The 26,618-nt window shown below is 71.3% G+C and carries 26 protein-coding genes and 1 pseudogene; 8 read left to right on the top strand and 19 right to left on the bottom strand.

All coding sequences use genetic code 11. The features are described 5' to 3' along the window. Positions 1-34: 34 nt before the first annotated feature. Positions 35-1,009 (bottom strand): Bug family tripartite tricarboxylate transporter substrate binding protein, encoded by a 975-nt coding sequence (locus QWZ14_RS06325; protein WP_290315782.1) that lies wholly within the window; start codon positions 1,007-1,009, stop codon positions 35-37. 143 nt (positions 1,010-1,152) lie between these two features. On the opposite strand from QWZ14_RS06325, the gene QWZ14_RS06320 reads away from it, so the two are divergent. Continuing rightward, positions 1,153-1,914 carry an SDR family NAD(P)-dependent oxidoreductase gene (locus tag QWZ14_RS06320; protein ID WP_290315781.1) on the top strand — a complete coding sequence of 254 codons (762 nt, stop codon included), beginning with the start codon at positions 1,153-1,155 and terminating at the stop codon, positions 1,912-1,914. A 3-nt stretch (positions 1,915-1,917) separates the two neighbouring features. Here QWZ14_RS06320 and QWZ14_RS06315 read toward each other — a convergent pair whose 3' ends face one another. The 3 genes from QWZ14_RS06315 to QWZ14_RS06305 are packed head-to-tail and all read right to left on the bottom strand — an operon-like array spanning position 1,918 to position 4,169. Beyond that, positions 1,918-2,796 carry an LLM class F420-dependent oxidoreductase gene (locus tag QWZ14_RS06315; protein ID WP_290315780.1) on the bottom strand — a complete coding sequence of 293 codons (879 nt, stop codon included), beginning with the start codon at positions 2,794-2,796 and terminating at the stop codon, positions 1,918-1,920. Positions 2,797-2,806: 10 nt separating this feature from the next. After that, positions 2,807-3,457, bottom strand: a complete 651-nt coding sequence (locus QWZ14_RS06310) for a 3-oxoacid CoA-transferase subunit B (RefSeq protein ID WP_290315779.1) — start codon at positions 3,455-3,457, stop codon at positions 2,807-2,809. Positions 3,458-3,470: 13 nt separating this feature from the next. Then, positions 3,471-4,169, bottom strand: a complete 699-nt coding sequence (locus QWZ14_RS06305) for a CoA transferase subunit A (protein ID WP_290315778.1) — start codon at positions 4,167-4,169, stop codon at positions 3,471-3,473. A 179-nt stretch (positions 4,170-4,348) separates the two neighbouring features. Between QWZ14_RS06305 and QWZ14_RS06300 the strand changes: the two genes are divergently transcribed. Next, positions 4,349-6,697 carry a xanthine dehydrogenase family protein molybdopterin-binding subunit gene (locus QWZ14_RS06300; protein ID WP_290315777.1) on the top strand — a complete coding sequence of 783 codons (2,349 nt, stop codon included), beginning with the start codon at positions 4,349-4,351 and terminating at the stop codon, positions 6,695-6,697. 72 nt (positions 6,698-6,769) lie between these two features. Continuing rightward, positions 6,770-7,747, top strand: coding sequence for a Bug family tripartite tricarboxylate transporter substrate binding protein (locus tag QWZ14_RS06295; RefSeq protein WP_290315776.1), 978 nt, complete (start codon positions 6,770-6,772; stop codon positions 7,745-7,747). A gap of 11 nt (positions 7,748-7,758) precedes the next feature. Here QWZ14_RS06295 and QWZ14_RS06290 read toward each other — a convergent pair whose 3' ends face one another. Genes QWZ14_RS06290 through QWZ14_RS06270 form a run of 5 tightly spaced genes read right to left on the bottom strand, consistent with a single transcriptional unit; the run spans position 7,759 to position 13,216 of the window. Continuing rightward, positions 7,759-8,787, bottom strand: coding sequence for an oligopeptide/dipeptide ABC transporter ATP-binding protein (locus QWZ14_RS06290; protein WP_290315775.1), 1,029 nt, complete (start codon positions 8,785-8,787; stop codon positions 7,759-7,761). Further along, on the bottom strand, positions 8,784-9,746 hold the full coding sequence (locus QWZ14_RS06285) for an ABC transporter ATP-binding protein (protein ID WP_290315774.1): 963 nt from the start codon (positions 9,744-9,746) through the stop codon (positions 8,784-8,786). The genes QWZ14_RS06290 and QWZ14_RS06285 overlap by 4 nt, the downstream gene beginning before the upstream one ends. Then, the gene (locus QWZ14_RS06280) at positions 9,743-10,591 is read right to left on the bottom strand and encodes an ABC transporter permease (RefSeq protein WP_290315773.1); all 849 of its coding nucleotides are present in this window, start codon (positions 10,589-10,591) and stop codon (positions 9,743-9,745) included. The genes QWZ14_RS06285 and QWZ14_RS06280 overlap by 4 nt, the downstream gene beginning before the upstream one ends. Beyond that, positions 10,588-11,595, bottom strand: coding sequence for an ABC transporter permease (locus QWZ14_RS06275; RefSeq protein WP_290315772.1), 1,008 nt, complete (start codon positions 11,593-11,595; stop codon positions 10,588-10,590). Before QWZ14_RS06275 ends, QWZ14_RS06280 begins: the two co-directional genes overlap by 4 nt. A gap of 7 nt (positions 11,596-11,602) precedes the next feature. Beyond that, on the bottom strand, positions 11,603-13,216 hold the full coding sequence (locus QWZ14_RS06270; RefSeq protein ID WP_290315771.1) for an ABC transporter substrate-binding protein: 1,614 nt from the start codon (positions 13,214-13,216) through the stop codon (positions 11,603-11,605). Between the two features lie 301 nt (positions 13,217-13,517). On the opposite strand from QWZ14_RS06270, the gene QWZ14_RS06265 reads away from it, so the two are divergent. After that, positions 13,518-14,270, top strand: coding sequence for a Crp/Fnr family transcriptional regulator (locus tag QWZ14_RS06265; RefSeq protein WP_290315770.1), 753 nt, complete (start codon positions 13,518-13,520; stop codon positions 14,268-14,270). Positions 14,271-14,274: 4 nt separating this feature from the next. On the opposite strand, the gene QWZ14_RS06260 is transcribed toward QWZ14_RS06265, so the two are convergent. Genes QWZ14_RS06260 through ccoN form a run of 9 tightly spaced genes read right to left on the bottom strand, consistent with a single transcriptional unit; the run spans position 14,275 to position 22,155 of the window. Next, positions 14,275-14,457, bottom strand: coding sequence for a hypothetical protein (locus QWZ14_RS06260; RefSeq protein WP_290315769.1), 183 nt, complete (start codon positions 14,455-14,457; stop codon positions 14,275-14,277). Continuing rightward, a complete protein-coding gene (gene ccoS, locus QWZ14_RS06255; RefSeq protein WP_290315768.1) occupies positions 14,454-14,624 on the bottom strand; it encodes a cbb3-type cytochrome oxidase assembly protein CcoS in 171 nt (56 codons plus the stop codon). The genes QWZ14_RS06260 and ccoS overlap by 4 nt, the downstream gene beginning before the upstream one ends. After that, a complete protein-coding gene (locus tag QWZ14_RS06250) occupies positions 14,612-16,957 on the bottom strand; it encodes a heavy metal translocating P-type ATPase (RefSeq protein ID WP_290315767.1) in 2,346 nt (781 codons plus the stop codon). The genes ccoS and QWZ14_RS06250 overlap by 13 nt, the downstream gene beginning before the upstream one ends. Then, entirely contained in the window at positions 16,954-17,433 is a 480-nt protein-coding gene (locus QWZ14_RS06245) for a FixH family protein (RefSeq protein ID WP_290315766.1), read from the bottom strand. The genes QWZ14_RS06250 and QWZ14_RS06245 overlap by 4 nt, the downstream gene beginning before the upstream one ends. After that, a complete protein-coding gene (gene ccoG / locus QWZ14_RS06240; RefSeq protein ID WP_290315765.1) occupies positions 17,430-18,899 on the bottom strand; it encodes a cytochrome c oxidase accessory protein CcoG in 1,470 nt (489 codons plus the stop codon). Before ccoG ends, QWZ14_RS06245 begins: the two co-directional genes overlap by 4 nt. A 10-nt stretch (positions 18,900-18,909) precedes the next feature. After that, positions 18,910-19,764 (bottom strand): cytochrome-c oxidase, cbb3-type subunit III, encoded by an 855-nt coding sequence (gene ccoP / locus QWZ14_RS06235; RefSeq protein ID WP_290315764.1) that lies wholly within the window; start codon positions 19,762-19,764, stop codon positions 18,910-18,912. Between the two features lie 13 nt (positions 19,765-19,777). Next, positions 19,778-19,933 (bottom strand): cbb3-type cytochrome oxidase subunit 3, encoded by a 156-nt coding sequence (locus QWZ14_RS06230; RefSeq protein WP_290315763.1) that lies wholly within the window; start codon positions 19,931-19,933, stop codon positions 19,778-19,780. Positions 19,934-19,945: 12 nt separating this feature from the next. Then, positions 19,946-20,674 (bottom strand): cytochrome-c oxidase, cbb3-type subunit II, encoded by a 729-nt coding sequence (ccoO, locus tag QWZ14_RS06225; protein ID WP_290315762.1) that lies wholly within the window; start codon positions 20,672-20,674, stop codon positions 19,946-19,948. Positions 20,675-20,685: 11 nt separating this feature from the next. Continuing rightward, positions 20,686-22,155 (bottom strand): cytochrome-c oxidase, cbb3-type subunit I, encoded by a 1,470-nt coding sequence (gene ccoN, locus QWZ14_RS06220; RefSeq protein ID WP_290315761.1) that lies wholly within the window; start codon positions 22,153-22,155, stop codon positions 20,686-20,688. A 169-nt stretch (positions 22,156-22,324) separates the two neighbouring features. On the opposite strand from ccoN, the gene QWZ14_RS06215 reads away from it, so the two are divergent. After that, positions 22,325-23,101 (top strand): DUF2189 domain-containing protein, encoded by a 777-nt coding sequence (locus tag QWZ14_RS06215; RefSeq protein ID WP_290315760.1) that lies wholly within the window; start codon positions 22,325-22,327, stop codon positions 23,099-23,101. 4 nt (positions 23,102-23,105) lie between these two features. On the opposite strand, the gene QWZ14_RS06210 is transcribed toward QWZ14_RS06215, so the two are convergent. Further along, on the bottom strand, positions 23,106-23,825 hold the full coding sequence (locus tag QWZ14_RS06210) for an urease accessory protein UreH domain-containing protein (RefSeq protein ID WP_290315759.1): 720 nt from the start codon (positions 23,823-23,825) through the stop codon (positions 23,106-23,108). 151 nt (positions 23,826-23,976) lie between these two features. Between QWZ14_RS06210 and QWZ14_RS06205 the strand changes: the two genes are divergently transcribed. From QWZ14_RS06205 to QWZ14_RS06195, 3 genes and pseudogenes are all read left to right on the top strand, one after another. Beyond that, a complete protein-coding gene (locus QWZ14_RS06205; protein WP_290315758.1) occupies positions 23,977-24,702 on the top strand; it encodes an SH3 domain-containing protein in 726 nt (241 codons plus the stop codon). Between the two features lie 517 nt (positions 24,703-25,219). Next, positions 25,220-25,501, top strand: a complete 282-nt coding sequence (locus tag QWZ14_RS06200) for a hypothetical protein (protein WP_290315757.1) — start codon at positions 25,220-25,222, stop codon at positions 25,499-25,501. A gap of 11 nt (positions 25,502-25,512) precedes the next feature. Further along, positions 25,513-26,406, top strand: a pseudogene (locus QWZ14_RS06195) (DDE-type integrase/transposase/recombinase); the annotation flags it as partial. Positions 26,407-26,618: the final 212 nt, after the last annotated feature.

The raw sequence follows: 26,618 nt of genomic DNA, 5'->3' as shown, positions 1-26,618 counted from the left end.
CGGCCAATCCGGGAATCCCTAGAGTCCACAGGACCTAGACCACCTCGACATTGGCCGCGCGGGCGATGTCGCCCCACTTCTTCCGCTCGGCCTGCATGAAGTCCAGTTGCGCACCAGGCGTCATCGCCTGGGTCCCGGCGCCCATCTCCCGCAGCCGGTCCCGGTAGGCATCCTCCAGCGCCACCTGGTTCAGCGCCGCGTTCAGCCTGGCGATGATCCCGGGCGGCGTCGCCTTCGGCGCCATGTAGGCGTACCAGGCGACGTAGTCGGTCTGGTCGAGCCCCAGCTCGATGGCGGTCGGGATCTCCGGCGCGCGCGGCGACCGCTCCCGCGAGGTCAGCGCCAGCGGCCGCAGCCGGCCCGCGCTGATATGCCCCCAGCCGGCGCCGAGGCTGTCGACCATGACAGGTACCCGCCCGGCGACGACATCGAGCTGCGCCGGCGGCGTGCCGCGATAGGGCACGGCGGGGATGTCCAGCCCGTGCCGCAGCTTGAAGCCCTCGGCGATCAGGTGGTTGATGGTGCCGGCGCTGGGCAGCGCATAGTCCAGCTTGCCCGGCGCGGCCCGGGCGCGCTCCACCAGCTCCGCCAGTGTCTTCGGGCCGGTCTCCGGATTGGCGACCCAGACCATCGGCGAGGTGACCGGGCAGGCCACGGCGGCGAGGTCGTCGACCGGGTTCAGCGGCATGCCACGATAGACGCTGACATTGATGGACAGCGAGCCGACCGCGGCGAAGAGGATGGTATGGCCATCGGGCGCCGCCCGCTGCACCTCCTGCATGCCGATATTGCCGTTGGCGCCGGGCCGGTTCTCGATCACCACCGGCTGGCCGAGCAGCTCGGTCAGCCGCGGCGTGGTCAGCCGGGCGTAATTGTCGAAGCCGCCGGTGACGGAGGGCACGATGATGCGGATCGGCCGGGTCGGCCAGGCGCCCTGGCCCAGGGCCGGCATCGCCAGGCCGGCCCCCAACAGGCCCAGCACGGCACGGCGCGATGGCGCTGCGGACATTCCGGTACTCCCCAAGAAGGCAGCGGGGTTGGTCCCCGTCGCCAGGATTGCGCGCCAAGGCGCAGCCGTCGTCAACCGGGCGGCCGGTTGCGGCGCCCGGGGCCCGCGTCTAGCCTTCCGGCAAAACAACCGGAGGAAACACCATGCGCTTCCAGGATCAGGCCGTGCTCGTCACCGGCGGCGGCAGCGGCATCGGCCAGCAGGTCTGCTATGCCGCGGCGCGGGAGGGCGCCCGCATCGCGGTCGGCGACCTCGACCTCGCCAATGCCGAGACCACCGCCGCCGCCATCCGCGCCGAGGGCGGCGAGGCGCATGCCGTCCGCCTCGACGTCGCCGACCCCGCCTCGGCCACCGAATTCGTCGCCGCGGCGGCGGCCGCGCTGGGCCGGCTCGACGTGCTGGTGAACTCCGCCGGCATCCGGGAGATCTGCCCGGTGCTCGACCTCAGCTTCGAGGAATGGCAGCGGGTCATCAGCGTCAACGTCTCCGGCACCTTCCTGCCGAGCCAGGCCTTCGGCCGCCGGCTGGTGGCGCTGGGCAGGCCGGGGCGCATCGTCAACCTGGCCTCGACCCTCGGGCTGATGGCCGCCCCCAGCCGCGCCGCCTATACCGCCTCGAAGCACGCGGTCGTCGGGCTGACCAAGGCGATGGCGCTGGAGCTCGGCGCCATGGGCATAAGGGTGAATGCGGTGGCGCCCGGCGTGGTGCGCACGCCGCTGACCGAGCGCTACTTCCAGGACCCCGAGATGGCGCAGACCATCCGCGACATCCATGCGCTGGGCCGCTGGGCGGAACCCGCCGAGATCGCCGCCGCCATCCTCTTCCTGGCGGATGAGGCCAATGGCTTCCTCACCGGCAGCATCCTGCCGGTGGATGGCGGCTGGACCACCGGCAAGAAGATGTAGCGCCTAGCTGAATTCGCGGATCACCGTCTCGCCGAAGCGGGGAAGGCTCTCCTCGATATTCGGCAGGAAGGCCGTCATCGGCAGCACGATGCGGCCGACGCCGGCGGCGCGGCGCGCCTCCACCGCAGCCCGCGCATCCTTGCCGGATTGCGGCAGGGCATCCGGGCAGCCGGTGAGGAATTCGATCGCCGCCGGGTCCCGCCCGGCGGCCGTCGCCGCGCGCCGCACCACGTCGAACAGCGGCAGGATGTCGGTCTGCGAACCGATGGAGGGAAAGAACCCATCCCCTAGCCGCCCGGCCCGCTTCGCCGCGACCTCCGTGCTGCCGCCGACGATGATGGGCACGCTGCCATGCACCGGTTTCGGGTTGCAGTTGATGCCCTTGAAGGCGACGAACTCGCCGGCATAGCCGGCATCGTCCGTCGCCCAAAGCGCCCGCATGGCGGCGACGTATTCATCGGCCCGCTTGCCCCGCCGCTCGAAGGGCACGCCGATCGCCTCGAATTCCTCGCGCAGCCAGCCGACGCCGATGCCGAGCTCGATCCGCCCGCCACTCATCGCATCGAGCGTCGCCACCTGCTTTGCCAGCACCAGCGGGTTGCGCTGCGGCAGGATGATGACGCCGGTCATCAGCCGCAGCCGCGTCGTCACCGCCGCGACATAGGCCATCCAGATCAGCGGGTCGGGGTAGGGGCTGGAGTCGTCGCCGGGCAGCTTGCCGGTCGGCGAATAGGGATAGGGGGTGGCGTAGTCCCTGGGGATCACGACGTGGTCGATGGCGAACAGCGTATCGAAGCCGGCGGATTCCGCCAGCTTCGCCACGCGGGCGGCCCCGGCGCCATCGGGGAAGCTGTTGTTGCCGAAATGCAGGGCGAATTTCATGGTCGCCTCCTCAGGCGCGGTGCAGCGTGGCTTCGGTGCGGGATTGCAGCTCGTCGAAGGCGAGGCCCGGAATGATGTCAAGCACGCCGAAGCCCCGCGGCGTCACCTCCAGCACCGCCAGGTTGGTGTAGACCCGGGTGACGCAGCCCGGCGCGGTCAGCGGGTAGCTGCAGCGCCTGAGGAGGCGGGGCTGGCCCTGCTTGGTCGTGTGCTCCATCGTCACCCAGACCTGCCTGGCCCCGACCGCGAGATCCATGGCTCCGCCGATCTGCTTGCCGACCTCGGTCGCGGATTGCGCCCAATTCGCCAGGTCGCCGTTCTCCGCCACCTGGAAGCCACCGAGCACGCAGAGGTCCAGGTGGCCGCCGCGCACCATGGCGAAGCTGTCGGCATGGTGCACGAAGCTGCCGCCGGGCCGGATGCTGATGCGCTGGGTGCTGGCATTCACCAGCCAGGGATTCTGCTTGTGCGGCTCCGGCGCCGGGCCGACGCCGAGGATGCCGTTCTCCGAATGGAAGACCACCTCCCGGTCCGGTGGCACGTGGTCGGCGATCAGGGTCGGGATGCCGATCCCGAGGTTGACGTACCAGCCCTCGGGGATGTCCTGCGCGGCGCGGGCGGCCATGCCGTTGCGTCCCAGCGGCGTCACGGTGTCACTCATCGGATGCGCTCCTTCAGGCCGGCAGCTTCGGATCGCCGGCCGCGACATGCAGCACGCGATCGACGAAGATGCCGGGGGTGACGATCTCGTTCGCCGGCAGCTGGCCGAGGTCGCAGACATGATGCGTCTGCACGATGGTCAGCCTGCCCGCCATGGCCATGATCGGGTTGAAGTTGCGGCTGCTGTCGCGGAAGGTGAGGTTGCCCCAGCGGTCGGCCATCCAGGCCTCCACCAGCGCGACGTCGCCATGGAGCGCCCGCTCGAGGATGCAGGCGCGGCCGTCGTAGTCGCGCACCTCCTTGCCTTCCGCCACCAGCGTGCCGGCGCCGGTCGGGGTGAAGAAGGCCGGCACGCCGGCCCCGGCGGCGCGGAGGCGCTCGGCCAGCGTGCCCTGCGGCACCGCCTCGGCTTCCATCCGCCCGTCGCGCACCGCATCACCGGCGATGCTGCCGGCGCGGATGAAGGTGGTGATCACCTTCCTGACGCGGCCGAGCTCGATCAGCCGCGGCACGCCCTGGACCGGCTGGCCCGGCTTGTGCACTCGGCCGACCGAGTTCACCACGATGGTGAGGTTGCCGGCACCCTGCTCGATCAGCCCGTCGAGTAGCGCATGCGGCGCGCCGACCTCGCCGAAGCCGGCCATCAGCACGGTGGAGCCATCCTTGATGCCATTCATGGCTTCCGCCATGGACCGCACGAATTTGTCGATCATCCTGCCGCTTTCCTCCGGGATCGCATGTCCTGTTGCGGCAAGTGTCGCCGGAAAGGGTGGCGGGCGCCAGGGGACGGACCAGGGGACGGACCGGGGGACGGGCCAGGGGACGGGGATGCCTTGCGGGCGCGGCCACCGGCCGCTTAACCTCGGCGGAGGCGGAAGCGAAGGAAGCCCTCATGCAGCCAGGCCGGACGGGCATCGGCGCGCCGATGCGGCGCGTGGAGGATCCGCGCCTGCTGCGCGGCGCCGGCCGCTTCGTCGACGACATCGCGGCGCCGGCGGCGGCGCATCTCGTCGTGCTGCGCTCGCCGCATGCCGCGGCGCGCATCGCCGGCATCCGGGCCGAGGCGGCGCGCGCCATGTCGGGCGTGCTGGTGGTACTGACCATGGCGGAGGTCGCCAAGCTCGGCGTGCTGCGCTGCGTCACGCCGCGCCACCGCCGCGACGGCGCTCCGATCACGCAGACGCCCTGGCGCATGCTGGCGGATGGCGCGGTGCGCTACGTCGGCGATGCGGTGGCGGCGGTGGTGGCGGAAACCCGGGCCGCGGCGCAGGACGCGGCCGAGGCCATCGCGGTGGACTACGACCCCCTGCCGGCGGTGACCGACCTCGCCGATGCGGTGCAACCCGGCGCGCCGGCGGTCTGGCCGGAGATCGCCCCGGACAACGAAAGCTTCCTGTTCCGCCTGGGCGATGCCGCCGCGGTCGAGGCGGCCTTCGCCCGCGCCGCGCATGTCGCCCGGCTCGACTTCCGCATCACCCGCGTCTCCGCCAACCCGCTGGAGCCGCGCAATGCGCTCGCCAGCCACGACCCGATCGAGGATCGCTACACGCTGACCACCGGCACGCAATTGCCGCATGTGATGCGGAACGAGATCGCGCAATACGCGCTCGGCGTGCCGTCCAGCAGCCTCCGCGTCATCTCGCCCGATGTCGGCGGCGGCTTCGGGATGAAGGAGAGCCCCTTCCAAGAGCACGTCCTCTGCCTGCATGCCGCGAAGCTGCTGGGCCGGCCGGTGCGCTGGACGGCGACGCGGACCGAGAGCTTCCTCGCCGACACGCATGCCCGGGACAACCTCTCGACCGCCGAGCTGGCGCTGGCCGCGGATGGCGAATTCCTCGGCCTGCGGGTGCGGACGCTGTGCAACCTCGGCGCCTACCTCGCCTGGCAGGGGCCGGTCTCCTCGACCAACAACGTCGGCGGGCTGGCGGGCGTCTACCGCACGCCGCACATCTGCACCGAGGTGCGCGGGCTGTTCACCCATACCCAGCCGACCGCACCCTATCGCGGCGCCGGGCGGCCGGAGGCGATCTATGCGATCGAGCGGGTGATCGACCTGGCCGCGGATGAGATGGGCCTGGACCGCATCGCGCTGCGCCGGCGCAACCTGATCCCGCCCGAGGCGATGCCCTTCCGCACCGGGCTCGACTACACCTACGACAGCGGCGACTTCCCGCGGAACATGGAATGGGCATTGGAGGCCGCCGACTGGGCCGGCTTCGAGGCCCGCCGCGCCGAGGCCGCCGCGCGCGGCCGGCTGCGGGGCATCGGCATCGCCAATGCCATCGAGAGCGCCGGCGGTCCGCATCGCGGCCCGATGGAGGAAGCCGCCGAGATCCGCTTCGATTCCGGCGGCAGCGCGACCCTGCTGATGGGCAGCCACAACCATGGCCAGGGCCACGAGACGGTGTTCCGCCAGATCGCCCAGTCCCGCCTCGGCATCCCGCCCGAGCGCATCCGCTTCGTCAACGGCGACACCGACCTGGTGACGCATGGCCGCGGCACCATCGGCTCGCGCTCGATGATGGCGGCGGGCGGCGCGCTGGTCGGGGCGGCGGAGCGCATCATCGCCCGCGGCCGCCGCATTGCCGCGCATCTGCTGGAGGCGGCGGAGGCGGATATCGAATTCGCCGAGGGGCGCTTTTGCGTGGTCGGCACCGACCGGGGCATCGGGATCGAGGAGCTGGCGCGGCGGAGCTACGTGCCGGGGGCGCTGCCGATGGGCGAGGACCTCGGGCTCTCCGCCCTGCTCATCAACCGGCCGGGCGACGCGACCTTCCCGAACGGCTGCCATATCTGCGAGGTGGAGGTCGATCCCGAGACCGGCGAGGCCGCGCTGCTGTCCTATGTAGTGGTCGACGACGTCGGCACGGTGATCAACCCGCTGCTGGTGAAGGGGCAGATCCATGGCGGCATCGCCCAGGGCCTGGGCCAGGTCTTCGGCGAGCACATCCGCTACGATGCGGCGGGGCAGCTCCAGACCGCCAGCTTCATGGACTACGCCATGCCCCGGGCCGGCGACCTCTGCGGCCTGACGGTGCTGAGCAACCCGGTGCCGACCGCGACCAACCCGCTGGGCGTCAAGGGCGCCGGGGAGGCCGGGACGGTCGGCGCCCTGCCCGCCCTGCTGGGCGCGGTGGCGGATGCGCTGCGGCCGCTGGGGATACGGCGGCTCGACCTGCCGGCGACGCCGGAGCGGGTCTGGGCGGCGATCCGGACCGCTGGGACGCCACCCATCGCCTGACGCGGCATGCTGGCCCTAGCGGTCCGCGCGCCACTATGCTGCCGGCCAAGCAACGACACCGGGAGGCGAAGCATGGATGGCATCGGGCGGCGTGGAACCCTGCTGGGCGCGCCCTTGCTTCTCGCCGCAGGCCTCCGCCCGGCGGCGGCGCAGGCCTGGCCGGCACGGCCGGTGCGCTTCGTCGTCGGCTTCGCCGCCGGCGGGGCCAATGACATCATGGCCCGGTTGCTCGCGGCGCGGCTGGGGGAACGGCTGCCGGGTACCACCTTCCTGGTCGAGAACCGGCCCGGCGCCGGCACGCTGCTGGCGGCGGAACACGTCGCCCGGGCCGCGCCGGATGGCCATACCTTCCTCTACGCCTCCTCCTCCACCCTGATCACCCTGCTGGTCAACCGGGGCGCCGGGCTGAACCCGACGCAGGATTTCGCCGCGGTGGCGATGGCGCAATCCTCGCCCCTGCTGCTGGTCTCGCGCCCGGACTTCCCCGCCCGGACCCTGCCGGAGGTGATCCGCCTGGCACGGGAGCGGCCGGGGCGGCTCACCGTCTCCCATCCCGGGACCGGCGGGATCAACCATCTCTCCCTGGCCGTGCTGATGCGGCGGGAGGGGATCGAACTCACCCTGGTGCCCTTCAACGGCAACCAGCCCGCGCTGACGGCGCTGGTGCGGGGCGACGTCGACCTGGCCAGCGACTCCCTCTTCGCCACCCGCACGCTGCGGGAGGCCGGCACCATCCGTCCGATCGCCATCACCAGCGCCGGGCGCTCTCCCGCCATGCCGGAGGTGCCGACCTTCGCCGAGGCCATGCCGGGCTACGAGGTGACCTTCTGGGGCGGGCTGCTGGCCCCGCGGGGGACGCCGGAGGCGGTGCTGGACCAGCTTAACCGCGAAGTCGACGCGGTGCTGCGCCTGCCGGAGGTGGCGGAGCGGGTGCGGGGCTTCGGTGCCGATCCGGTCGGCGGCGACCGGGCGCATTATACCCGGGTCATCGCCGAGGATTGGGAGCGCTGGGGCGGCGTGGTCCGGGATCTCGGCCTGCGGGGCGACTGAGCGGGTTCCGGCTAGGCCGCCTCCACGTAATGGCAGGCCGCCTCCCGCCCCCCGTCGAAGCGCCGCAGCTTCGGCATCTCGGCGCCGCAGCGCCCGGTGCCGATGGGGCAGCGGCCATGGAAGCGGCAGGCATCGGGGTCCGGGTCGATCGGGCTCCTCGGGTCCCCCGCCAGCCGCAGGGCATCGGCGCGGAGGCCGTCCAGCCGCGGCACCGCGGCCACCAAGCCGCGGGTATAGGGGTGCAGCGGGGCGTCGAAGACCGCCCGGGCCGGCCCGGTCTCGACGATGCGGCCGAGGTACATCACCACCACCCGGTCGCAGAGCAGCCGCACCACGTTCAGGTCGTGGCTGACGAAGACATAGGAGATGCCCAGCGTCTCCCGCAGGCGCACCAGCAGCTGCAGGATGGTGACCTGCACCGAGACGTCGAGCGCGGCGGTCGGCTCGTCCAGCACCAGCAGGTCCGGCCTCGGGCCGATGGCGCGGGCGATGCCGACGCGGGCGCGCTGGCCGCCCGAGAGCTGGTGCGGGAAGCGGTCCAGCAGCGCCAGCGGCAGGCCGCAGAGGGTCGCGGCCTCCTCGACCTTCTCGCGCAGCGCATCGCCGCCGAGGCCACGGAGCTGGCGCAGCGGGTCGGCGATGGCATCGGCGGCGGTGAAGCGGGGATTGATGCTCTCGCCGGCATCCTGGAAGACGATCTGGATCCGGGCGCGGTCCGGGTCGCGGGCGAAGGCCTTGGCCGGCAGCGCCGACAGCTCCCGGTTGCCGAAGCGGATGGAGCCGGTGGTCGGGTCGGTCAGCCGGGCGATCAGCCGCACCAGGGTCGACTTGCCGCAGCCGGACTCCCCGACCAGCCCCAGGGTCTCGCCCCGCGCCAGGGTGAAGGAGACATCGTCGACGGCATGCACCATCGCGGGCGCGGCCTTGCCGAAGAGCCTGCGGCGGCCGAGCGGGAAGCGCTTCGAGAGTTCCGCCACGTCGAGGAGGTAGCGGCCCTCCGCCTCGCGCGGCGTCGGGTCGTTGCCGATCATGCCGCTCATGCGGGGTTCCAGCAGGCGATGCGGTGGGCGGGGGCGATGTCGCGCCAGACCATCGGCGCCTCGCAGGCCTCGAGGTGCTGCGGGCAGCGGGCGGCGAAGCGGCAGGGCGGCAGGTCGGCCCGGCGCAGGTCCGGCAGGTTGCCGGGGATCGAGCGCAGCTCGGCGAGGTCGCCGGCCGCGGTCGGCGTCGCCGCCAGCAGGCGCCGGGTATAGGGATGCCGCGGCGCGGCCAGCAGCGCGCGGGTCGCGGCCTCCTCGACGATGTGGCCGGCATGCATGACCGCGATGCGGCCGCTGCGTTCGGCGGCGAGGGCGAGATCATGGGTGATCAGGAGGGTGGCCATGCCGGTCTCCCCGGCGAGCTTCGCCATGATGTCCATCACCACCGCCTGGGTGGTGACGTCGAGGCCGGTGGTCGGCTCGTCGGCGATCAGCAGCGCGGGGCGGGTGGCAACCGCGATGGCGATCATCACCCGCTGGCACATGCCGCCCGAGAGCTCGAAGGGATAGGCGCCGGCGCGGCGGACCGGGTCGGGGATGCCGACCTCGCGCAGCATCTCGACAGCGCGGGAGGTGGCGTCCCGGCGCGAGAGGCCGGCGTGGCGGCGGACCACGTCGGCGATCTGCTGGCCGATGGGGCGGATGGGGTTCAATGCGGCGCGCGGGTTCTGGAAGATCATCGCCGCCCGCCTGCCGCGGATCGCCGCGAGAGCCGCCGGGGAGGCAGTGGTCAGCTCCACGCCCTCCAGGCTCGCGCGGCCGCCGGTGATGCGCCCCGCGGCGTCCAGCAGCCCGAGCAGGGCGTAGGCGGTGACCGACTTGCCGGAGCCGCTCTCGCCGACCAGCGCCATGGTCTCGCCGCGGCCGATGCGGAAGGCGACGCGGTCCAGCGCCTTGACGGTGCCGGAGCGGGTGCGGAACTCGACCGAGAAATCCGTGACGTCGAGGACGGTGGTCATGTGCGGCGCCTCGGGTCCACGATGTCCCGCACGCCGTCGCCGAGCAGGTTGAAGCAGAAGACCGCGACCATCAGCGTCGCGCCCGGGAACAGCGCCACCCACCATTCGCCGGAGACGATGAAGCTGGCGCCCTCGGCCACCATGATGCCCCATTCCGGCGTCGGTGCCCGCACGCCGAGGCCGATGAAGCTGAGCCCGGCGGCGTTGAGGATGGCGTAGCCCATGGTCAGCGACATCTGCACCACCATGATCGGCAGGATGTTCGGCGCGACCTGCAGCAGCAGCACGCCCATGTCGCGGTGGCCGGCGATGCGCGCGGCATCGACGAAGCCGGCCTCGCGTCGCTGCGTCGTCTCGGCCCGGGCGACCCGGACATAGAGGGGAAAGTTGATGATGGCGGTGGCGAGCACGATGTTCGGCACGGTGTTGCCGAGCGCCGCGACGATCGCCATCGCCAGCACGAACAGCGGAAAGGCCATGATGGTATCGGCGGTGCGGCCGACGATCTGGTCCACCCAGCCGCCGAAAAAGCCGGCGGCGAGCCCGGCGAAGCCGCCGGCGGCGAAGACCAGCGCGACCGAGGCGGCGGCGATGCCGAGGTCGAGCCGCGTCGCCACCAGCACGCGGGAGAAGATGTCGCGTCCGATCTGGTCGGTGCCGAACCAATGCTGCGCGCTGGGCGGCTGCAGCGCCAGCATGGTGTTGCTCGCCAGCGGGTCGTGCGGCGCGAGGCTCGGCCCGAGCAGGGCGGCCAGGACGAAGAGGACGAAGAGCCCCAGCGCGAAGCCGGTGACCGGATTCTCCGAGACGACGTGCCGGGCATGGCGCAGGGCGGCGGCGCTCATGCCTGCCGCGCCCGCGGGTCGAGCGCGCGGTTGATCAGGTCGATGGTGAGGTTCAGCGCGACGTAGAGGATCGCCATGGTCAGCACGAAGCCCTGCACCGGGGCGCCGTCCGAGGCGATCAGCGCCTCCACCGCGTAGCTGCCGATACCGGGCCAGGCGAAGACCTTTTCCACCAGCACGTTGGCGCCGAGCAGGAAGGAGAAGACCATGCCGAGCGTCGTCACCACCGGCAGCAGCGCGTTGCGCAAGGCATAGGTCAGGATGATGGTCCGGGAGGCGAGGCCGGCGGCGCGCGCGGTGCGGATGAACTCGGCCCCCAGCACCGCCAGCATCGAGGCGCGGGTGATGCGGGCGATGGGCGCCAGGGCGAAGAGGCCGAGGGTCACGGCCGGCAGCACGAGCTGGGCGAAGGCGCTGCGCCAGGTCTCCCAATCGCCGATCAGCGCGGCATCGATCAGGTAGAAGCCGGTCACCGTCGGCGGGGCGCTGGCGAAGGCGTCCAGCCGGCCGAGCGGCGCCGGCGACCAGCCGAGCAGGAAATAGAAGACATAGACCAGCAGCAGCCCGGTGAAGAAGACCGGCAGCGAGACGCCGGCGGTGACGATGACCCGGCAGGCGTGGTCGGCCAGCGAGCCCTGCCTCACCGCGGCGATGATGCCGAGCGGGATTGCCACCGCCATGGCGAGGACCAGGCCGCAGAGCGTCAGCTCGGCCGAGGCCGGCAGCCGCGCCAGGATATCGACCAGCACCGGCTGGCCGGTGGTCAGCGACATGCCGAGGTCGCCGTGGAACAGCGCGACCACGTAGCTCCAGAACTGCTCGGGCAACGGCCGGTCGAGGCCGAGCGCGGTGCGGATCTGGGCGATGGATTCAGCGCTCGCGGTCGGCCCGGCGAAATAGGTCGCGGTATCGCCGGGCAGCACGCGGGTGAGGATGAAGGTGACGACGACCACCGCCGCCAGCGCCGGCAGGGAGCCTGCCAGGCGCCAGAGCACGCCGCGCATGCCGGCCTCAGCCCTTCGTCAGGAAGCGGAAGTCGGGCTCGCGGCAGGGCCAGAACTGGTAGCCGCCGATGGTCCGCTGCATGGCCACGTCGTGGAAGGGCTGGGCGATGGCGATGAAGGGGACTTCCTGCATTCCGAGCTCGAGGAAGCCGCGGACGTTCTGCGCGTAGCTCGCCGCATCCGGGGCGAAGCGGGCGCCGTCGATCAGCCTGTCCATCGCCGGGTTCTGGTAGGAGGGAATGTTGAAGATGGAATTGTTGCCGTGGTAGTTCCAGAAGAAGAAGTAGTCGGGCCAGTCCAGCCAGCCGCCGAAGCGGTTGATGACCATGGGCGCGGTCTTCTTGTTCAGCTCGCCGCGGAAATTGGCGCCGGGGATCTTGTTCAGCTCGACCGTGATGCCGAGCGGTGCGAGGGCTTCCTTCACCAGCACCGCCATCGGCTCGGCGATGGTGCCGGAACCCGCATCGAACAGCAGGGTGGTGCTGAAGGGCGCCACGCCGGATTCCGCCATCAGCGCCTTGGCGCGTTCGATGTTGGCCGAATAGGGGAAGGGCACCGGCCACTTCAGCGCGGCCGGGGTCGCCGGCCCGCCCCACATCGGCACGCCGCGGCCGAACAGCGAGGCCTGCATGATTTTCTCGTAGGGCAGCGCCCAGGCCACCGCCTGCCGCAGCTTGAGGTTGTTGAAGGGTGGCAGCGCCGAATTCAGCGCAACGTACCAGATGGCGTTCGGCACCGGCACGGCCGCGACCTTGATCCTGCCGGCATCGGCCAGGTCCTTGAAGTCCTTCGGCGGCAGGCCGTAGCTGATGTCGGCATCCCCCCGCTCGATCAGCGCCCGGCGGGTGCTGGGGGATGGGATGTCGCGGGCGATGACCCGGCGCAGCTTCGGCAGGTCGCCGTTCTTCCAGTCGTCGTTGCGGGTATAGATGGTCTCGGTTCCGGGCCGCCAGGCCTCCACCTTGAAGGCGCCGCCGCCGGCGACGTTGTTCTTCAGGTACTCCTTCGCCCAGGGATCGCCGCCGCCGTTGCGGATGGCCAGCTCGCTGTCGAAGACGAAGGGGATGGTGACCGCCAAGTTGGGCATGGTCAGCTTGTCCCGCCGGGCGAAGTCGACCCGGAAGGTCCTGTCGTCCACCGCCACGAACTGCTCGGGCTTCTCCAGGCTGCCGGCATTCATCTGGGTGGTGGCGAAGCCGCCGATGCTGACGGCGCGGTCGAGCGACCACTTCACGTCGCGGGCGGTGACGCTGCGTCCGCCATGGAAACGGGCATCTGCCCGAATTTTGAACGTGACGCTGGTGCCGTCGCTGGCCTCCTGCCAGCTCTCGGCCAGCTCGGGCTCCAGGGCATTGATGTCGAAGCTGGTGGTGACGTCGTCCAGCTTCACCCGCTTGAAGCGCACCAGCCGGTCGTAGCAGTTCAGCGCCACGCCGTTCACCGGCTGGGAGGAGCCGATGCCCTGCATGTCGAGGCTATTGGGGCCGTATTCCTGCACCAGCAGCAGGGTCTCGTTGCGGGTCGGCGCCGCCTGGGCCGCGGCCTTGCGAATGCCGGGCGCGGCCAGCGGAGCGGCCAATGCGGCAGTTGGCAGGGCTTTCAGGAAGCTGCGGCGATGCATGGTATTCTCCGACGAGGGACCCAGTCCCTGCCCGGATGTGGAGCAAGTGCCGTGCCAGGAGGCGCCTCGATCCCCTCATCACCCTGTGGATGAAATTTGGGATCAAATCAGGAACAGGGCAGGCTGAAGCCGTCGAAACCCTGCTTCTGCCACGTTCCGCACCCCAAATTCCCATGCAGGTCCGCTGTGGATTATCTGCTATGAAGCGATGGCCCTCAAACCGATGCGGCACCGGCTGAGACCCGTGCCGGTCGGCGCCAGGACCCGGCGGCAATCGCTAAGTGATCGGGAGTAATGAACCGTGGACGTGTCAGGCTCCATCCTGCCGCGACGGACGAGCGCGGTGCTATGCGAACGCTGCGCCGGCGCCGTGCGCGGCCTATGTCATTCCCTGGACGACCTGGATCAGGTGGCTCTTGCGGCGGCCTCCACCACCCTCCGATTGCCGGCGCGCAGCGCGGTCTTCCGCGAGGGCGACCGCGCCACCGCCGTCTTCACCCTGGTGGATGGCGCGGCGAAGCTGCTGCGGTCCCTGCCCGATGGCCGGCAGCAGATCATCGGCTTCCGCTTTCCCGGCGACTTCATCGGCTATACCGCCCGCGACCGCTATCCCTGCGACGCCGAACTGGTCTCGGACGCCACCGTCTGCCGGCTGGACCGCGGACGGCTGGAATCCATGAGCCGGCATTGCGCCCCGCTGTCGCACCGGCTGCTCGAGCTCTGCGCCGAGGACCTTGCCGCCGCCCAGGAGCAGCTCGGCGCCATGGCGCAGCGCAGCGCCGAGGGCCGGGTCGCCGCCTTCCTGCTGACCCTGCACGCGGCGGCACGGCGGAACCACGAGCCGGGCATCGAACTCGCGCTGCCGATGACCCGGGCGGATATCGGCGACTACCTCGGGCTGACGATCGAGAGCGTCAGCCGGGTCTTCGCCGCGCTGCGCCGCGAGGGCCTGCTGCGCGAGCCGTCGCGCGGGCATGTATCGCTGACCGACCTCGGCGCGCTGGAAGCGCTGGCCGGGGCCGAGGGCATGTCCCAGGCCACGCCCACGGCCTGATCCTTCAGCGCGCTGCATCCTGCTCATCGAAGTGGCGCTTCACGCAGCTGAGGGCGAAGAGCGCGCCGAAGGCAAAGAGCCCGAGGCCGAAGACGTGGAGGTAATCATGCGCGGCGGCCGCGGCCAGCAGCCCGACCAGGGCGATGATCACGGAAAGAACCAGGAAGACGATGCGGCTGCTGGTCATGGGGAAGGCCCTTTGGTCGGGGATTGCGGCGGGTCGTCGAAGAGGATGCGGGCGGCTGCGCCGTCCAGGTCGTCGTACTGGCCGGAGCGTAGCGCCCAGAGGAAGCCGCCAAGGCCGAGCAGGCCCAGCACCAGGGCGACCGGCACCAGGATGATCAGCGAGTCCATCGGCGGGGCAGCCTTTCAGCGCGCAGCGCATTGAGGATGACCACGAGGGAGGAGCTGGCCATCACCGCGGCCGCGCCCAGCGGCGTCACCAGCCCCGCCACCGCCGCCGGCACGGCCAGCAGGTTGTAGGCGAGGCTGAAGCCGATGTTCTGCTGCGCCAGGCGCTGCGCCCGGCGCGCCGCCTGGATCGCCTCCGGCAGGGCCATCAGCGCTTCCCCCCGCAGCACGAGGTCGGCAGCGCCCTGGGCCAGGTCCTGCGCCCCGGGCGCGGCGGCGGCGGCCTCCGCCAGGGCCAGGGCACCGGCATCGTTGATCCCGTCGCCGACCATCAGCGGCCGGCGGCCGGCGGCGCGCAGCGCGGCGATGCGGGCCACCTTCGCCGCGGGGGTGGCGGCGGCGGTCCAGTCCGCGATGCCGACCTCGGCCGCCGCCCGGGCCACCGCGCCTTCGGTATCGCCCGAGAGGATCTCGACCGACAGCCCGAGCGCCTGCAGCGCCGCGACCGCCGCCCCGGCATCCGGCCGCAGCGCATCGGCGAAGCGGAAGCAGACCGGGACGGCACCGGGCGCGACCAGCCAGAGCACCGGCAGGATGCCGACCTCGGCCTGGCCGCAGAAGCGGGCGCTGCCGAGGCGGAGGTCGCCGGCGGCCATGCCGAGCCCCGGATGCTCCCGGGCATCAGGCCGCAGCGGTGCGTCGGGACAGGCCGCGGCCAGCGCCCGGGCCAGCGGATGGCGGCTGCCCCGGGCCAGGGACGCGGCGGTGCGCAGGGCCTCCGGCGTCCAGCCGCCCGGCAGCAGGGTCGGCGCGCCGGCGGTGAGGGTGCCGGTCTTGTCCAGCACCACGTGGTCCACCGCGGCCAGACGCTCGAGCGCCGTGGGCGAAGTGACCAGCACGCCGCGGCGGAACAGCGCGCCCACGGTGACGACCTGCACCGCCGGCACGGCGATGGCGAGGCCGCAGGGACAGGTGACGATCAGCGCGCAGACCGCCGGCACCAGCGCCGCCTGCCAGCCGAGCCCGCCCCCGAGCCACCAGCCGAGGAAAGTCGCGGTGGCGACAACCAGCACCGCCGGCACATAGAGCCGGGCGGCACGGTCGGCCAGGGTGACGAAGCGGCCGCGGGCCTGGGCCGCGTGTTCCAGCAGCCGGGCGATGGCGGCAAGCGACCCGTCCGCCGCCGCGGCGCTGACCCGCAGCACCGCGGGCCCGGCCATGTTCACCGCGCCCGCGGCGACCGGTGTCCCCGGCGCGATGCCGCGCGGCAGGCTCTCGCCGGTGGTGGCCGCCAGGTCGAAGACGCCCGGCGCCGCCTCCAGCACCGCATCCAGGCGCAGCCGCTCGCCGGCGCCGAGCAGGATCCGGTCGCCCGGGCGGACGGCGCCGACCGCGACCTCGGTGGCCGAGCCATCCGCGGCGAGGCGGCGCACCAGCCCATCCTGCAGCGCGAGCAATTCGGCGACCGCCCGCCCGGCCCGGCCGCGGGCGGTGCGGTCCAGCAGTCGCCCGGCCAGCAGCAGGGCCAGCAGCGTCGTGGCGCCGTCGAAGTAGGTGAAGGGGCCGTTGCGCAGCGCCTCGGACAGCGACATGGCGGCGGTCGCCAGCACACCGAGGCTGATGGCCACGTCCATGTTGGTCCGACGGGCGTGCAGCGCGGCCAGCGCCGAGCGGTAGAAGGGCAGGCCGGCGACGGCGATGGTCGGCAGGCCGATCAGCGCCGCCAGCCAGTGCATCATGCCGCGGGTCTGGTCGCCCATGTCCTCGCCGACCCAGACCGCGACCGAGACCAGCATGACGTTCATCGCGCCGAAGGCGGCGATGCCGAGGGCGCGGGTCAGCGACCGGGTCTCCGCGTCATCCGCGGCCCGCAGGCAGGCCGGGGTGAAGGGCACGGCGCGGAAGCCGAGCCGGCCGAGCAGCGCGGCGAAGTCATCCGCCCGCGCCCGGTCGCCCCGCCAGCGCAGGCTCAGCCGGCGCGAGGTGAGGGCGACGCGGGCGGCCAGCACCTCCGGATCCGCGGCCAGGGCCTGCTCCACCAGCCAGACGCAGGCGCCGCAATGCAGGCCGGAGACCATGAGATCGAGGCGCCAGAGCCGGTCGCCCTCCGGCTCGGCCGCGGCGACCAGGCTGACCGGCGGGACGGCATCCGGGCGCAGGGCACCCTGCGGTACGCGGCGCCGGCCGTAGAAGGAGTCGAGGTGCAGCGCGGCGATCAGCCCGTGCGCCGTCTCGCAGCCGGCGCAGCAGAAGCGGGCGCCCGGCGCCAGCGCGGCGCCACAGTGCGGGCAGGCGGAGGCGCCGGCCGGAAGGGCGATGCGGCCGATGACGCTCACGGCGCGATCACCCGCTGGCGGATGTCGAGATGCCGGCCGGCGGCGTCGGTCAGGGTCAGCCGGGCCTCCCACTGGCCGGCGGCCGGCGGTGCCGCGGGGGCCGACCAGCCCCCGGCGGCGAGGGCGGTGAATTCGAGCGGCACGCTGCGGCCGTCGAGCGGACGGTGCAGCAGCCCCTGCAGCCGGCCGGGCACCGGATGCCCCTCCCGGTCGGTTACCGAGACCTCCAGCCGGCCGGCGGCGAGGCTCGCCCGCCCGGTCCAGCCGAGGGCGGCCTGGCGCTCGGCCTCCGCGATGACATGGTTGTAGGCCCGGCCGCGGTCATAGGCGGCGCCGGTGGTGGTGCCGGTGAAGCTGTGGACGGCAGAGAAGATGAGCACCCCGTTCACGGCGACGACGATGAGCATCATCCCGGCGAAGACCCAGGGGATCCAGCGGCCGCGCGTCGGGTCGAAGGGGCGGAGGGTGAGGCTCATGGATGCGGTCCCAGGAAGACGCTGCTGCCGGAGGCGACCACCGTCCCGGCCGCATCCAGCAGCCGGAAGCGCAGCGGCTGGCTCTCGGCCAGGTGGAGCTCGCGCCCGGCGGTGACCAGGGCGCGGAAGGTGGCGACGCCATCCCGCCGCACCGGCAGCACCGGGCGGCCGGCGGCATCGGCCGCCGTGTCCTGCACCACCAGGCGCAGCCCGGCCGGGCCGTCCAGCACCAGCGCGTACTGGCCGCCGTCACGGGTCTTGTCGGCCAGCTTCAGGGTATAGGCGTTGCGGATGCTGCCGTCGGAGAGCCGCACGTAGGGCGGCGCGCGCTCGGCCAGGGCGGTCAGGGTCAGGGTGTCCCGCAGCAGGAAGCCGGCCAGCATGGCGGCGGCGACGGCCGTGAGCACGCCGGCGTACATCATCGTGCGCGGCCGGATGAGATGGAGCGGCCGCCGTGCCGCCATGCCGGCCAGGAAGCGCTGCGGCCCGGGGGCCATGCCGGAGGTGGCGGCGGTGCTGGCGGCGAGGTTGGCCAGCGCCTCGAAGGCGATCAGCCCGCGGGGCCGGGACAGCTTGCCCATGACATCGTCGCAGGCGTCGACGCAGAGGCCGCAGCCGATGCACTGCAGCTGCTGGCCTTCACGGATGTCGATGCCGGTGGGGCAGACATGGACGCAGGCGCCGCAGTCCACGCAATCGCCGCTGCCGGCGTCCTTCGGCTTGCCGCGGGGCTCGCCGCGCCAGTCGCGGTAGGTGACGACCAGGCTGTCCTGGTCGAGCATCGCCCCCTGGAAGCGCGGCCAGGGGCACATGTAGGTGCAGACCTGCTCCCGCGCGAAGCCGGCGAGCACGTAGGTGGTCGCGGTGAAAAGTCCGAAGAAGAAATAGGTCTGCAGGCTGGCCTGGCCGGTGACGATCTGGCGCACCACGGTCGGCGCATCCTGGAAGTACATGATCCAGGCGCCGCCGGTCGCCGCGGCGATCGCCAGCCAGGCGCCGTGCTTGGCGGCCCGGCGCAGCATGCGGTCCCGCGTCCGCGGGCCGGCATCGCGCTTCATCCGGGCGTTGCGGTCGCCCTCGATCCGCCGCTCGACCCAGAGGAAGAGGTCGGTCCAGACGGTCTGCGGGCAGGTGAAACCGCACCAGATGCGGCCGAACAGCGAGGTCGCGGCGAACAGGCCGATCGCCGCCAGGATCAGGAGGCCGGTCAGGAAATAGATCTCCTGCGGCCAGAGCTCGATCCAGAAAAAGAACAGCCGGGCATTGGCGATATCCGCCAGCACCGCTTGGTTCGGCACGCCCGGGCCGCGGTCCCAGCGCAGCCAGGGCACCACGTAGTAGACGCCGAGCAGCAGCACCAGCACGGCCCATTTGATGCTCCGCACCCGCCCAGTGACGGCGCGCGGATAGACCTTCCGATGGGCCGCGTAGAGAGGTGGCGGCGCCGGGATGCTGGTGTCGGGCATGGCGCTGGTCCTACTGCTCCCCGCCGCCGAGCGCGTGGACATAGACGGTGAGCATGTTGATCGTCGCCGGGTCCAGCCGGCTGCCCCAGGCGGGCATGACGCCGGCGCGGGCATTGGCGATGGTGCGGCCGATGGCGGCCCTGTCGCCGCCATAGAGCCACACCTGGTCGTTCAGCCGCGGCGCGCCGAGCTCGCGGTTGCCCTCGCCCCGATCGCCGTGGCAGGCGACGCAGTTCTCGGCATAGAGCGCGGCGCCGGGCGCGGAGGCCGGGCCGGCGCCGGACAGTGACAGCACGTGGTCCGCCAGGGTGCCGATCTGCGCCGGCGTCAGCCCGGCCTGGGCGAAGGCGGGCATCGCCACACCGCGCGCATCCGGATGTTCGCCGTTGCGGACGCCGACGGTGATGGTCTGCTGGATGGCGTCGAAGCTGCCGCCGTAGATCCAGTCGTCGTCGGCCAAGCTGGGGAAGCCGCCCACGGCGCCCTGCCCGCCCGCGCCATGGCAGCCGGCGCAGTTGTTGGCGAAGGCGACCCGCCCGCCGGCGAGCGCGAAGCCGCGCAGCTCCGGGTCGGCGGCGATGGCGGCCGGCGTCGCGGCGCGGATGCGCGCCAGCATCGGCTCGGTCCTGGCCCTCTCCGCCTCCATCACCCGGGAGAGGTCGCTGCGCCCGGTATAGCCGAGCGTGCCGCGGACGAAGGGCAGCGAGGGGTAGAACACCACCCAGACCGCCGCGAAGGCGATGCAGGCGTAGAAGGTATAGACCCACCAGGCCGGCATCGGATTGTCGAGTTCCTTGATGCCGTCCCATTCGTGGCCGGTGGTGGCGACGCCGCTCACGGCATCCGTCTCAGGCTTCAGTGCCATTGGCTTGGCGCCTTCAGTTCACGTGGTCGCGGAAGGGGATCTCGGCGTGCTGGCGGGCGGCCTCGCGGCTGCCCGGGCGCAGCACCCAGGCGAGGATCCCGGCGAAGAGCAGGACGAACCAGAGGACCCAGACGGTCGAGAGGATCTCGTGCAGGCGGGCCATGTCCATTGCCGTGCCTCCTCAGGGCTGCCGCAGCTGCTCGGGCGTCACGTCCGAGAAACGGACGAGCGTGCCGAGCATCTGCAGGTAGGCGACCAGCGCGTCCATCTCGGTGACCGCCCGGGGGTTGGCGTCGAACAGCGCCTGGCGGGCGCGGGGGTAGCGGGCGTTGAAGCCGGCCGCGTCGGCCTCCGGGTTCGCCTGGGTGGCGAGGTCGCGGGCCGCCTCGGCGATCATCGCATCGGTATAGGGCACGCCGACCGCGCGCTGCGCCCGGAGGTGCGCCGTGATCTCGGCGGCATCGAGCGGCCGGTCGAGGAAGGCATAGGGCGGCATGATGGAGGCCGGGACCAGTTCCCGCGGGCTGCGCAGGTGGGCGGCCTGCCAGTCGTCCGAGTACTTGCCGCCGACCCGGGCCAGGTCCGGACCGGTGCGTTTGCTGCCCCACTGGAAGGGGTGGTCGTACATGCTCTCGGCCGCCAGGCTGTAGTGGCCGTAGCGCTCCGCCTCGTCGCGGAAGGGGCGCACCATCTGGCTGTGGCAGAGGTAGCAGCCCTCGCGGACGTAGATGTTGCGGCCCATCAGCTCGAGCGGGGTGTAGGGGCGGATGCCCTGCACGCGCTCGATCGTGGTCTCCACCAGGAAGAGCGGGATGATCTGCACCAGACCGCCGATGGCGACCGTCAGCAGGGTGAGGACGCCGAGGATGACGACGTTCCGCTCGATGAGGGCGTGGGTGAAGTTCTTCATCGCCGGTGTCCTTACTCGGCCGCCACGGGAAGGGCGCCGAGCGGGATGGCGGCGGGCGCCCTGTCCTCCACCGCGGTCACCGTCTTGTACAGGTTGTAGGCCATGATGAGCGCACCGCTGAGGTAGAGCAGGCCGCCGAGCATGCGGATGACGTAGTAGGGATGCATCGCCGCCACCGTCTCGACGAAGGAGTATTGCAGGAAGCCGAGCTCATCGTAGGCGCGCCACATCAGCCCCTGCATGATGCCGCTGACCCACATGGCGGTGATGTAGAGAACGATGCCCAGGGTCGCGATCCAGAAGTGCCAGGAGGCCAGCTTCTGCGAATACAGCGCCTGCTTCTTCCACAGCACCGGAACCAGCCAGTACAACGCGCCGAAGGTGATGAAGCCGTTCCAGCCGAGCGCGCCGCTGTGGACGTGGCCGATGGTCCAGTCGGTGTAGTGCGAGAGGCTGTTGACGGCACGGATCGACATCACCGGGCCCTCGAAGGTCGACATCGCGTAGAAGCCGACGGCGGTGACCGAGAAGCGCAGCCCGGCGTCCGTCCGCAGCTTGTCCCAGGCGCCCGAGAGGGTCATCAGCCCGTTGATCATGCCGCCCCAGGAGGGCATCCAGAGCATGATGGAAAACACCATGCCGAGCGTCTGCGCCCAATCCGGCAGCGCGGTGTAGTGCAGGTGGTGCGGCCCGGCCCAGATATAGAGGAAGATCAGCGCCCAGAAGTGCACGATCGACAGCCGGTAGGAATAGACCGGTCGGTCCGCCTGCTTCGGGATGAAGTAGTACATCATGCCGAGGAAGCCGGCGGTCAGGAAGAAGCCCACCGCGTTGTGGCCGTACCACCACTGGATCATCGCATCCTGCACGCCGGAGGCCAGGCCGTAGGACTTGCCGATGCCACCCCCCACCGGCAACGCCAGGTTGTTCACGATGTGCAGCATGGCGACGGTGATGATGAAGGCGAGGAAGAACCAGTTCGCCACGTAGATATGGGGCTCCTGGCGCTTCACCAGCGTGCCGCCGAAGGCGACCAGGTAGGCCACCCAGACCACGGTCAGCCAGAGGTCGACGTACCACTCGGGCTCGGCGTATTCCTTGCCCTGGGTCACGCCCAGCACGTAGCCGAGCGCCGCGGCGACGATGAAGAAATTGTAGCCCCAGAACAGGAACCAGCCCATCTCCTCGCCGCCGAACAGCCGCGCCCGGCAGGTGCGCTGCACGACATAGAGGCTAGTGCAGAGCAGCGCGTTGCCGCCGAAGGCGAAGATGACAGCGCTGGTATGCAGCGGCCGCAGCCGGCCGAAGGTGGTCCATTCGAGGTCGAGGTTGAGCAATGGGAAGGCGAGCTGCGTGGCGATCACCACGCCGACCAGGAAGCCCACGATGCCCCAGAAGATGGTGGCGATGGCGAAGGCACGGATCGGCGCCTCCACGTCCAGCTCCGCCAGTGGTGGCTTCAGGGCGGCGGTTGCGGCCATTGCAATCTTCTCCGTACCAGGCGGCTGGGCTAAGCGGCCGGGATCATGGGTGGAGCCCGGGCTGGCTCTCAACCTGACGTGATGCGGCCATGACGTCCTTGATCCTGATCAAGGCCCACCCAAAGGGGCCTGGGTAAGCTCCAGGCTTCGCCTACGGGGAGTGACCAGAATGCCCAGTGAAGCCTTTCCCGCACCGCTGGCGAACCGTGTCCGGCGGGTGGCGACCGATCGTCCCTGGGTGTGGATCACCCTCGGCTGGCGGGACATGATGGCGAATCGGGCGATCAGCCTGACCCTCGGCGCGGCGCTGACGGTATTCGGCTGGGTGTTGGCGCTGCTGCTGTTCGAGATCGGCAGCACCTGGGCCATCCTGCCAATGACGGCCGGCTTCTTCATCCTGGCGCCGCTGCTGGCGGCGCCGCTCTATGAGACCTCCCGGCGGATGGAGCTGGGGCTGCCGACGACGCTGGCCGATGCGGTCCAGGGCTTCCGGCGGCCGGGGACGCAGATCGCCATGATGGGCGTGGTGCTGCTGCTGGTGCACCTGTTCTGGGTACGGGTTGCCGGGCTGCTCTTCGCGCTGTTCTTCGGCACCGTCGGCATCCCCTCGCTCGACCGCCTGCCGCTGGTGATGCTGCAATCCGATGCGCTGGTGCCCTTCCTGGTGGTCGGCACCGGCTTCGGCTTCCTGCTGGCGGCGGGCACCTTCGCGATCGCCGCCGTCTCCCTGCCGATGCTGGTCGACCAGGAGGTCTCCTTCCTGGAGGCGGTGACGATCAGCATCCAGGCGGTACTGGAGAATTGGCAGGCGATGGCACTCTGGGCCGGGTTGATCGTGCTGTTCACCGGCCTGGCGCTGGTGCCCTTCTTCCTCGGCCTGGTCCTGGTGCTGCCCCTGGTTGGGCATGCGACCTGGCACGCCTACCGCGACATGGTGGTGCGCTGAGGCGTCAGGCCAGCAGGCGGATGGCAAGCGCCAGCAGCACCAGGGCATTGAAGCCCTGCAGCCAGGGCGCGATGCGGCGCAGCAGCGGCTCCGCCTGCCGGCGAAAGAGACGACCCAGCAGCGCCAGGCCGATCAGCGCCGGCAGGGTGCCGGCGACGAAGGCCGCCATGGACAGCGCACCCGCCAACGCGCTGCCGCTGCCGGCCGCTCCGGCCAGGGCCCCGTAGAGGAGTCCGCAGGGCAACGCCGACAGCAGCAGGCCAAGCAGAAACGACCGCCCCGGCCCGGGCCGCTGCAGCAGGGGGCCGGCCCTGCGGGCGATGATGCCCCCGGGGAAGCCGCCATGCGGCAGCCGCATCGCCAGGGCTGGCAGGGCCTGGGCCAGCATCGCCAGGGCTGCCATCAGCAGCAGCAGCGGCGGCATCCAGGCGAGCCATGGCTGCAGCGCCGCCGCCGCGGCGAAGCCGCCGGCCACGCCGCCCAGCGCCGCGTACCCCAGGCCGCGCCCGAGGTGGTAGGGCAGCAGCAGCGCGCCCGAGAGCCGGACCAACCGCCCCCCTTCCAGGCTGCCGCCCGCCGCCACCTGGGCCAGCACGAAGGGGCCGCACATGGCGGCGCAATGGCTGGCGCCACCGGCCAGCCCCATCAGGAACAGCGCCCCCATGAGCGCGGGCAGCCCGGCAGGGCCCAGCGCATCGAGCGCATGCAGACAATCGGCAAGCATGACCGACAGCATGCGCCCTGGCGGCGTGTCTGTCCTTGATCGGGATCAGGGCGGGGCGTGGCGGCGCTTGGCCGAGGGCGCCGGGGATGGGGCGCCGGCTTGGGCCCCGGGCGGCGCTTGGCCTACAAGGCCCCTTCACCGGCAGGTACCCATGATGCGTAAGCTGTTCGCGCCTTTCCTTTCCCTGATCGCCCTGGGCCTCGCGGCCTGCGACGAGCCGGCCAAGGACAAGCCCGGCCCTGAGGCGGCCCTCGCGGCGGCCCGCCAGGCGGCGGAGGTGCAGGTACGGGCCCGGCTGCGCATGGTCGGCGAGATGCAGATGCGCGCGGTCCAGGCCTGGCCGCAGCAGGTGCCCGACACCGTGGCGGTCTGCGGTCAGGTCAACCCGACCGGCGAAGCCACTGATCCCTTCATTCCCTTCGTCGCGCTCGTCGGCCTGAAGGACGGGCGGGTGGAGCGGACCAATCTCGTGATCGGCATGTCGAATTCGGAAGCGGGGCGCGTCTTTGTCGAGATGCTGGACCGCTGCTTCGAGGGCGGCGGTCCACCTTCCGGGCGCCCACAGGCCCGGGCCCTGCCACCCTTGCCGCTGGATGCGGCGCTGGCGCAGCAACGCGCGGCCCCGCCCGGCGGCAGCGCTCCGGCTGCTGCCGCGTCGGGCCCGGTTTCGGCGCCCGTGACAGCGGGACCGATGGTGACGACGACATCGGCCCATCCCGTGAACATCCGCAGTCAGCCGGGCGGGGGCGGGGCGGTGGTACGCATCGTGCCGCGCGCCTCGAGCTTGCGCGTATTCGGCGAGGCCCCGGGCGGCTGGCTGCAGGTCGGCGAGGATCAGGCCTTCGGCTGGGTGCATGGCTCGATGCTGGGCCGATAGGGGCCCTGGGGCCGAACGGGTGGAGGCGGGCGGTCGGCTGTTGCGGCGGGAAGGTGGCAGGGCCGTCGTCGACACGGACGAGCGCTATCCAGCGGTCCTGGCTCGGAGCTCGGGTTTTACTAGTTCGAACGGGGCTCGAGGTCGACAGGCGGGTGCTGGTGGCTCGGTGCCTGGGGCGGGATCGAAGTCCTGTCCGCGGATCGCGGGCATGGTCATCTCGCGCAGATGGGAGGGACCGTGTCATGGGTCGCATGACAGCCGACCGGCAGCCCGGCGGCTTCTACGGTTGAGATTGAACAGGACGATCCGCCATGGCGCAGCGGCCTCGCCGGATTCAACGCCGTGCTCGCCGCCATTTCGTCGGCATAGTCCGGCCACTGGCCGCGTGGACATGTCCTCAGCGGCGGTCCATCCACTTGGCGTAGCATCAGTAGCCGAGGAGTGGACCTTATAGCTTACACCGGTCGGCAAAGGAATTGCATCCGACAGCCCTAGGACCCCCGGCCTTGGGTCCAAGGTGGATTGGGATCTGCCGCGCCTCAAAGTCGCAAGCGAGGCGTTGCAGAAGGGCGTTCCGCGCCGCTTCACAGTTGACGAGTTCGCGTCGGAGCTTATCGGCAGCGTCCAAGGGCCGTTCCCGCAGAACTTCATTCTGCGCGCGGAGACGCACAGCCTCCTCTTCCCGAACACACGACCGAGCCGATTGCTGCTCGTCCTCGGCCCGTGCGGCTTCGGCGTTGGCCTTTCCGATTTGCGCCGACTGAACCGCTCCGGGTTTGCTGGAGGCTCCAACCGTTGAGAGATGGAGCAATGACGGCGAGGAAGACGGCGGCGAACTACTCGCCTGAGGTTCGCGGGCTGTGCAGATGGTGCTGGACGGCGCCGGGGAGCACAGCTTGCAGTGAGCGGCGATTGACTCGATTGCCGCCAGGATCGGCTGCACGGCGGAGACGCTGCGGCGTTGGGTCCGGCAAGCCGAGCGAGACCGAGGCAGGCACGCTGGGCCCACAAACGAGGACGATATCGTATCAAGGCGTTGGAGCGGGAGGACCGCGAGCTATGCCGGGCCAATGTGATCCTGCACAAGGTAATGGCATATGTTGCCCTGGTGGAGTTCGACCGCCGGTCGAAGCCCTGATCGCCTCCGTCGACGGTCATCGAGTGCCTACGGGCTTGAGCCGCGAAGCGGATCAAGGCCGATCTGCCGTGTCCTGTCGATCGCTCCGTCCAACTACCACACCCATTCCGCACGCCGCGCTGATCCGACCCTGGGCTCGGCCAGAGCGCAGCGGGACGCGATGCTGCAGGCGGAGCTACGACGCGTTCATGCCGAGAAGTTCGGCGTCTACGGCGTGCGGAAGGTCTGGCGCGCCAGCCCGGCCGCGAGGGGACGATGGTGCCGGATAGGCGCGCGCCATGCCCGGCCGACCGGGTGAGACGGCAGTTCCTCGCGCCGCGGCCGAACCTGCTCTGGGTATCGGACCTCATCTACGTTGCGACCTGCCAGGGCTTCGTCCACGTCGCCTTCGTCATGGACACCTTTGCGCGGCGGATCGTCGGCTGGCGCCTCTCGCCCACCGCCCAGGCCGGGTCTGTCCTCGATGCTCTCGAGCAGGCGCTACATGGGCGGCGGCACATGCAGGCACAGGCCTCGCTCACCACAGCGATCGCGGGGTCGAATACGCATCCATCCGCTACACTGAGCGNGCACCGGTCGGTGTGAAGTGGACGTGCCAACGGGGACGCTTGGCGAGCCAGTCACGGACCGGCTTGGTTTTGTGGGTGGCGTAGTTGTGAGGTGGTCCCCATCTGTCGGACAGTTTGACGGCCTGGATAAGCTCGGCCCTGGTTGTCGTCAGGCCGCCAATCTCGTCGTTTCACCTGCTCCATACGCCTCATCGGGGGTCTGCCCCGCC

Origin of the sequence: Paeniroseomonas aquatica, assembly GCF_030409335.1 — a bacterium.
Lineage (GTDB): Bacteria > Pseudomonadota > Alphaproteobacteria > Acetobacterales > Acetobacteraceae > Belnapia > Belnapia aquatica.
The sequence above is the reverse complement of the archived record's forward strand: the minus strand, read 5'-3'. Positions and strand labels throughout refer to the sequence as shown.

What these genes read in the sequence shown, in the direction of transcription:
- ccoO (WP_290315762.1), bottom strand. Translation starts at nt 20,674, where the DNA reads ATGAAGAACTTCACCCACGCCCTCATCGAGCGGAACGTCGTCATCCTC.
- QWZ14_RS06260 (WP_290315769.1), bottom strand. Translation starts at nt 14,457, where the DNA reads ATGACCAGCAGCCGCATCGTCTTCCTGGTTCTTTCCGTGATCATCGCC.
- QWZ14_RS06310 (WP_290315779.1), bottom strand. Translation starts at nt 3,457, where the DNA reads ATGAGTGACACCGTGACGCCGCTGGGACGCAACGGCATGGCCGCCCGC.
- QWZ14_RS06210 (WP_290315759.1), bottom strand. Translation starts at nt 23,825, where the DNA reads ATGCTTGCCGATTGTCTGCATGCGCTCGATGCGCTGGGCCCTGCCGGG.
- QWZ14_RS06315 (WP_290315780.1), bottom strand. Translation starts at nt 2,796, where the DNA reads ATGAAATTCGCCCTGCATTTCGGCAACAACAGCTTCCCCGATGGCGCC.
- ccoS (WP_290315768.1), bottom strand. Translation starts at nt 14,624, where the DNA reads ATGGACTCGCTGATCATCCTGGTGCCGGTCGCCCTGGTGCTGGGCCTG.
- QWZ14_RS06305 (WP_290315778.1), bottom strand. Translation starts at nt 4,169, where the DNA reads ATGATCGACAAATTCGTGCGGTCCATGGCGGAAGCCATGAATGGCATC.
- QWZ14_RS06300 (WP_290315777.1), top strand. Translation starts at nt 4,349, where the DNA reads ATGCAGCCAGGCCGGACGGGCATCGGCGCGCCGATGCGGCGCGTGGAG.
- QWZ14_RS06325 (WP_290315782.1), bottom strand. Translation starts at nt 1,009, where the DNA reads ATGTCCGCAGCGCCATCGCGCCGTGCCGTGCTGGGCCTGTTGGGGGCC.
- QWZ14_RS06280 (WP_290315773.1), bottom strand. Translation starts at nt 10,591, where the DNA reads ATGAGCGCCGCCGCCCTGCGCCATGCCCGGCACGTCGTCTCGGAGAAT.
- ccoN (WP_290315761.1), bottom strand. Translation starts at nt 22,155, where the DNA reads ATGGCCGCAACCGCCGCCCTGAAGCCACCACTGGCGGAGCTGGACGTG.
- QWZ14_RS06215 (WP_290315760.1), top strand. Translation starts at nt 22,325, where the DNA reads ATGCCCAGTGAAGCCTTTCCCGCACCGCTGGCGAACCGTGTCCGGCGG.
- QWZ14_RS06270 (WP_290315771.1), bottom strand. Translation starts at nt 13,216, where the DNA reads ATGCATCGCCGCAGCTTCCTGAAAGCCCTGCCAACTGCCGCATTGGCC.
- QWZ14_RS06245 (WP_290315766.1), bottom strand. Translation starts at nt 17,433, where the DNA reads ATGAGCCTCACCCTCCGCCCCTTCGACCCGACGCGCGGCCGCTGGATC.
- ccoG (WP_290315765.1), bottom strand. Translation starts at nt 18,899, where the DNA reads ATGCCCGACACCAGCATCCCGGCGCCGCCACCTCTCTACGCGGCCCAT.
- QWZ14_RS06285 (WP_290315774.1), bottom strand. Translation starts at nt 9,746, where the DNA reads ATGACCACCGTCCTCGACGTCACGGATTTCTCGGTCGAGTTCCGCACC.
- QWZ14_RS06290 (WP_290315775.1), bottom strand. Translation starts at nt 8,787, where the DNA reads ATGAGCGGCATGATCGGCAACGACCCGACGCCGCGCGAGGCGGAGGGC.
- ccoP (WP_290315764.1), bottom strand. Translation starts at nt 19,764, where the DNA reads ATGGCACTGAAGCCTGAGACGGATGCCGTGAGCGGCGTCGCCACCACC.
- QWZ14_RS06320 (WP_290315781.1), top strand. Translation starts at nt 1,153, where the DNA reads ATGCGCTTCCAGGATCAGGCCGTGCTCGTCACCGGCGGCGGCAGCGGC.
- QWZ14_RS06230 (WP_290315763.1), bottom strand. Translation starts at nt 19,933, where the DNA reads ATGGACATGGCCCGCCTGCACGAGATCCTCTCGACCGTCTGGGTCCTC.
- QWZ14_RS06275 (WP_290315772.1), bottom strand. Translation starts at nt 11,595, where the DNA reads ATGCGCGGCGTGCTCTGGCGCCTGGCAGGCTCCCTGCCGGCGCTGGCG.
- QWZ14_RS06295 (WP_290315776.1), top strand. Translation starts at nt 6,770, where the DNA reads ATGGATGGCATCGGGCGGCGTGGAACCCTGCTGGGCGCGCCCTTGCTT.
- QWZ14_RS06205 (WP_290315758.1), top strand. Translation starts at nt 23,977, where the DNA reads ATGATGCGTAAGCTGTTCGCGCCTTTCCTTTCCCTGATCGCCCTGGGC.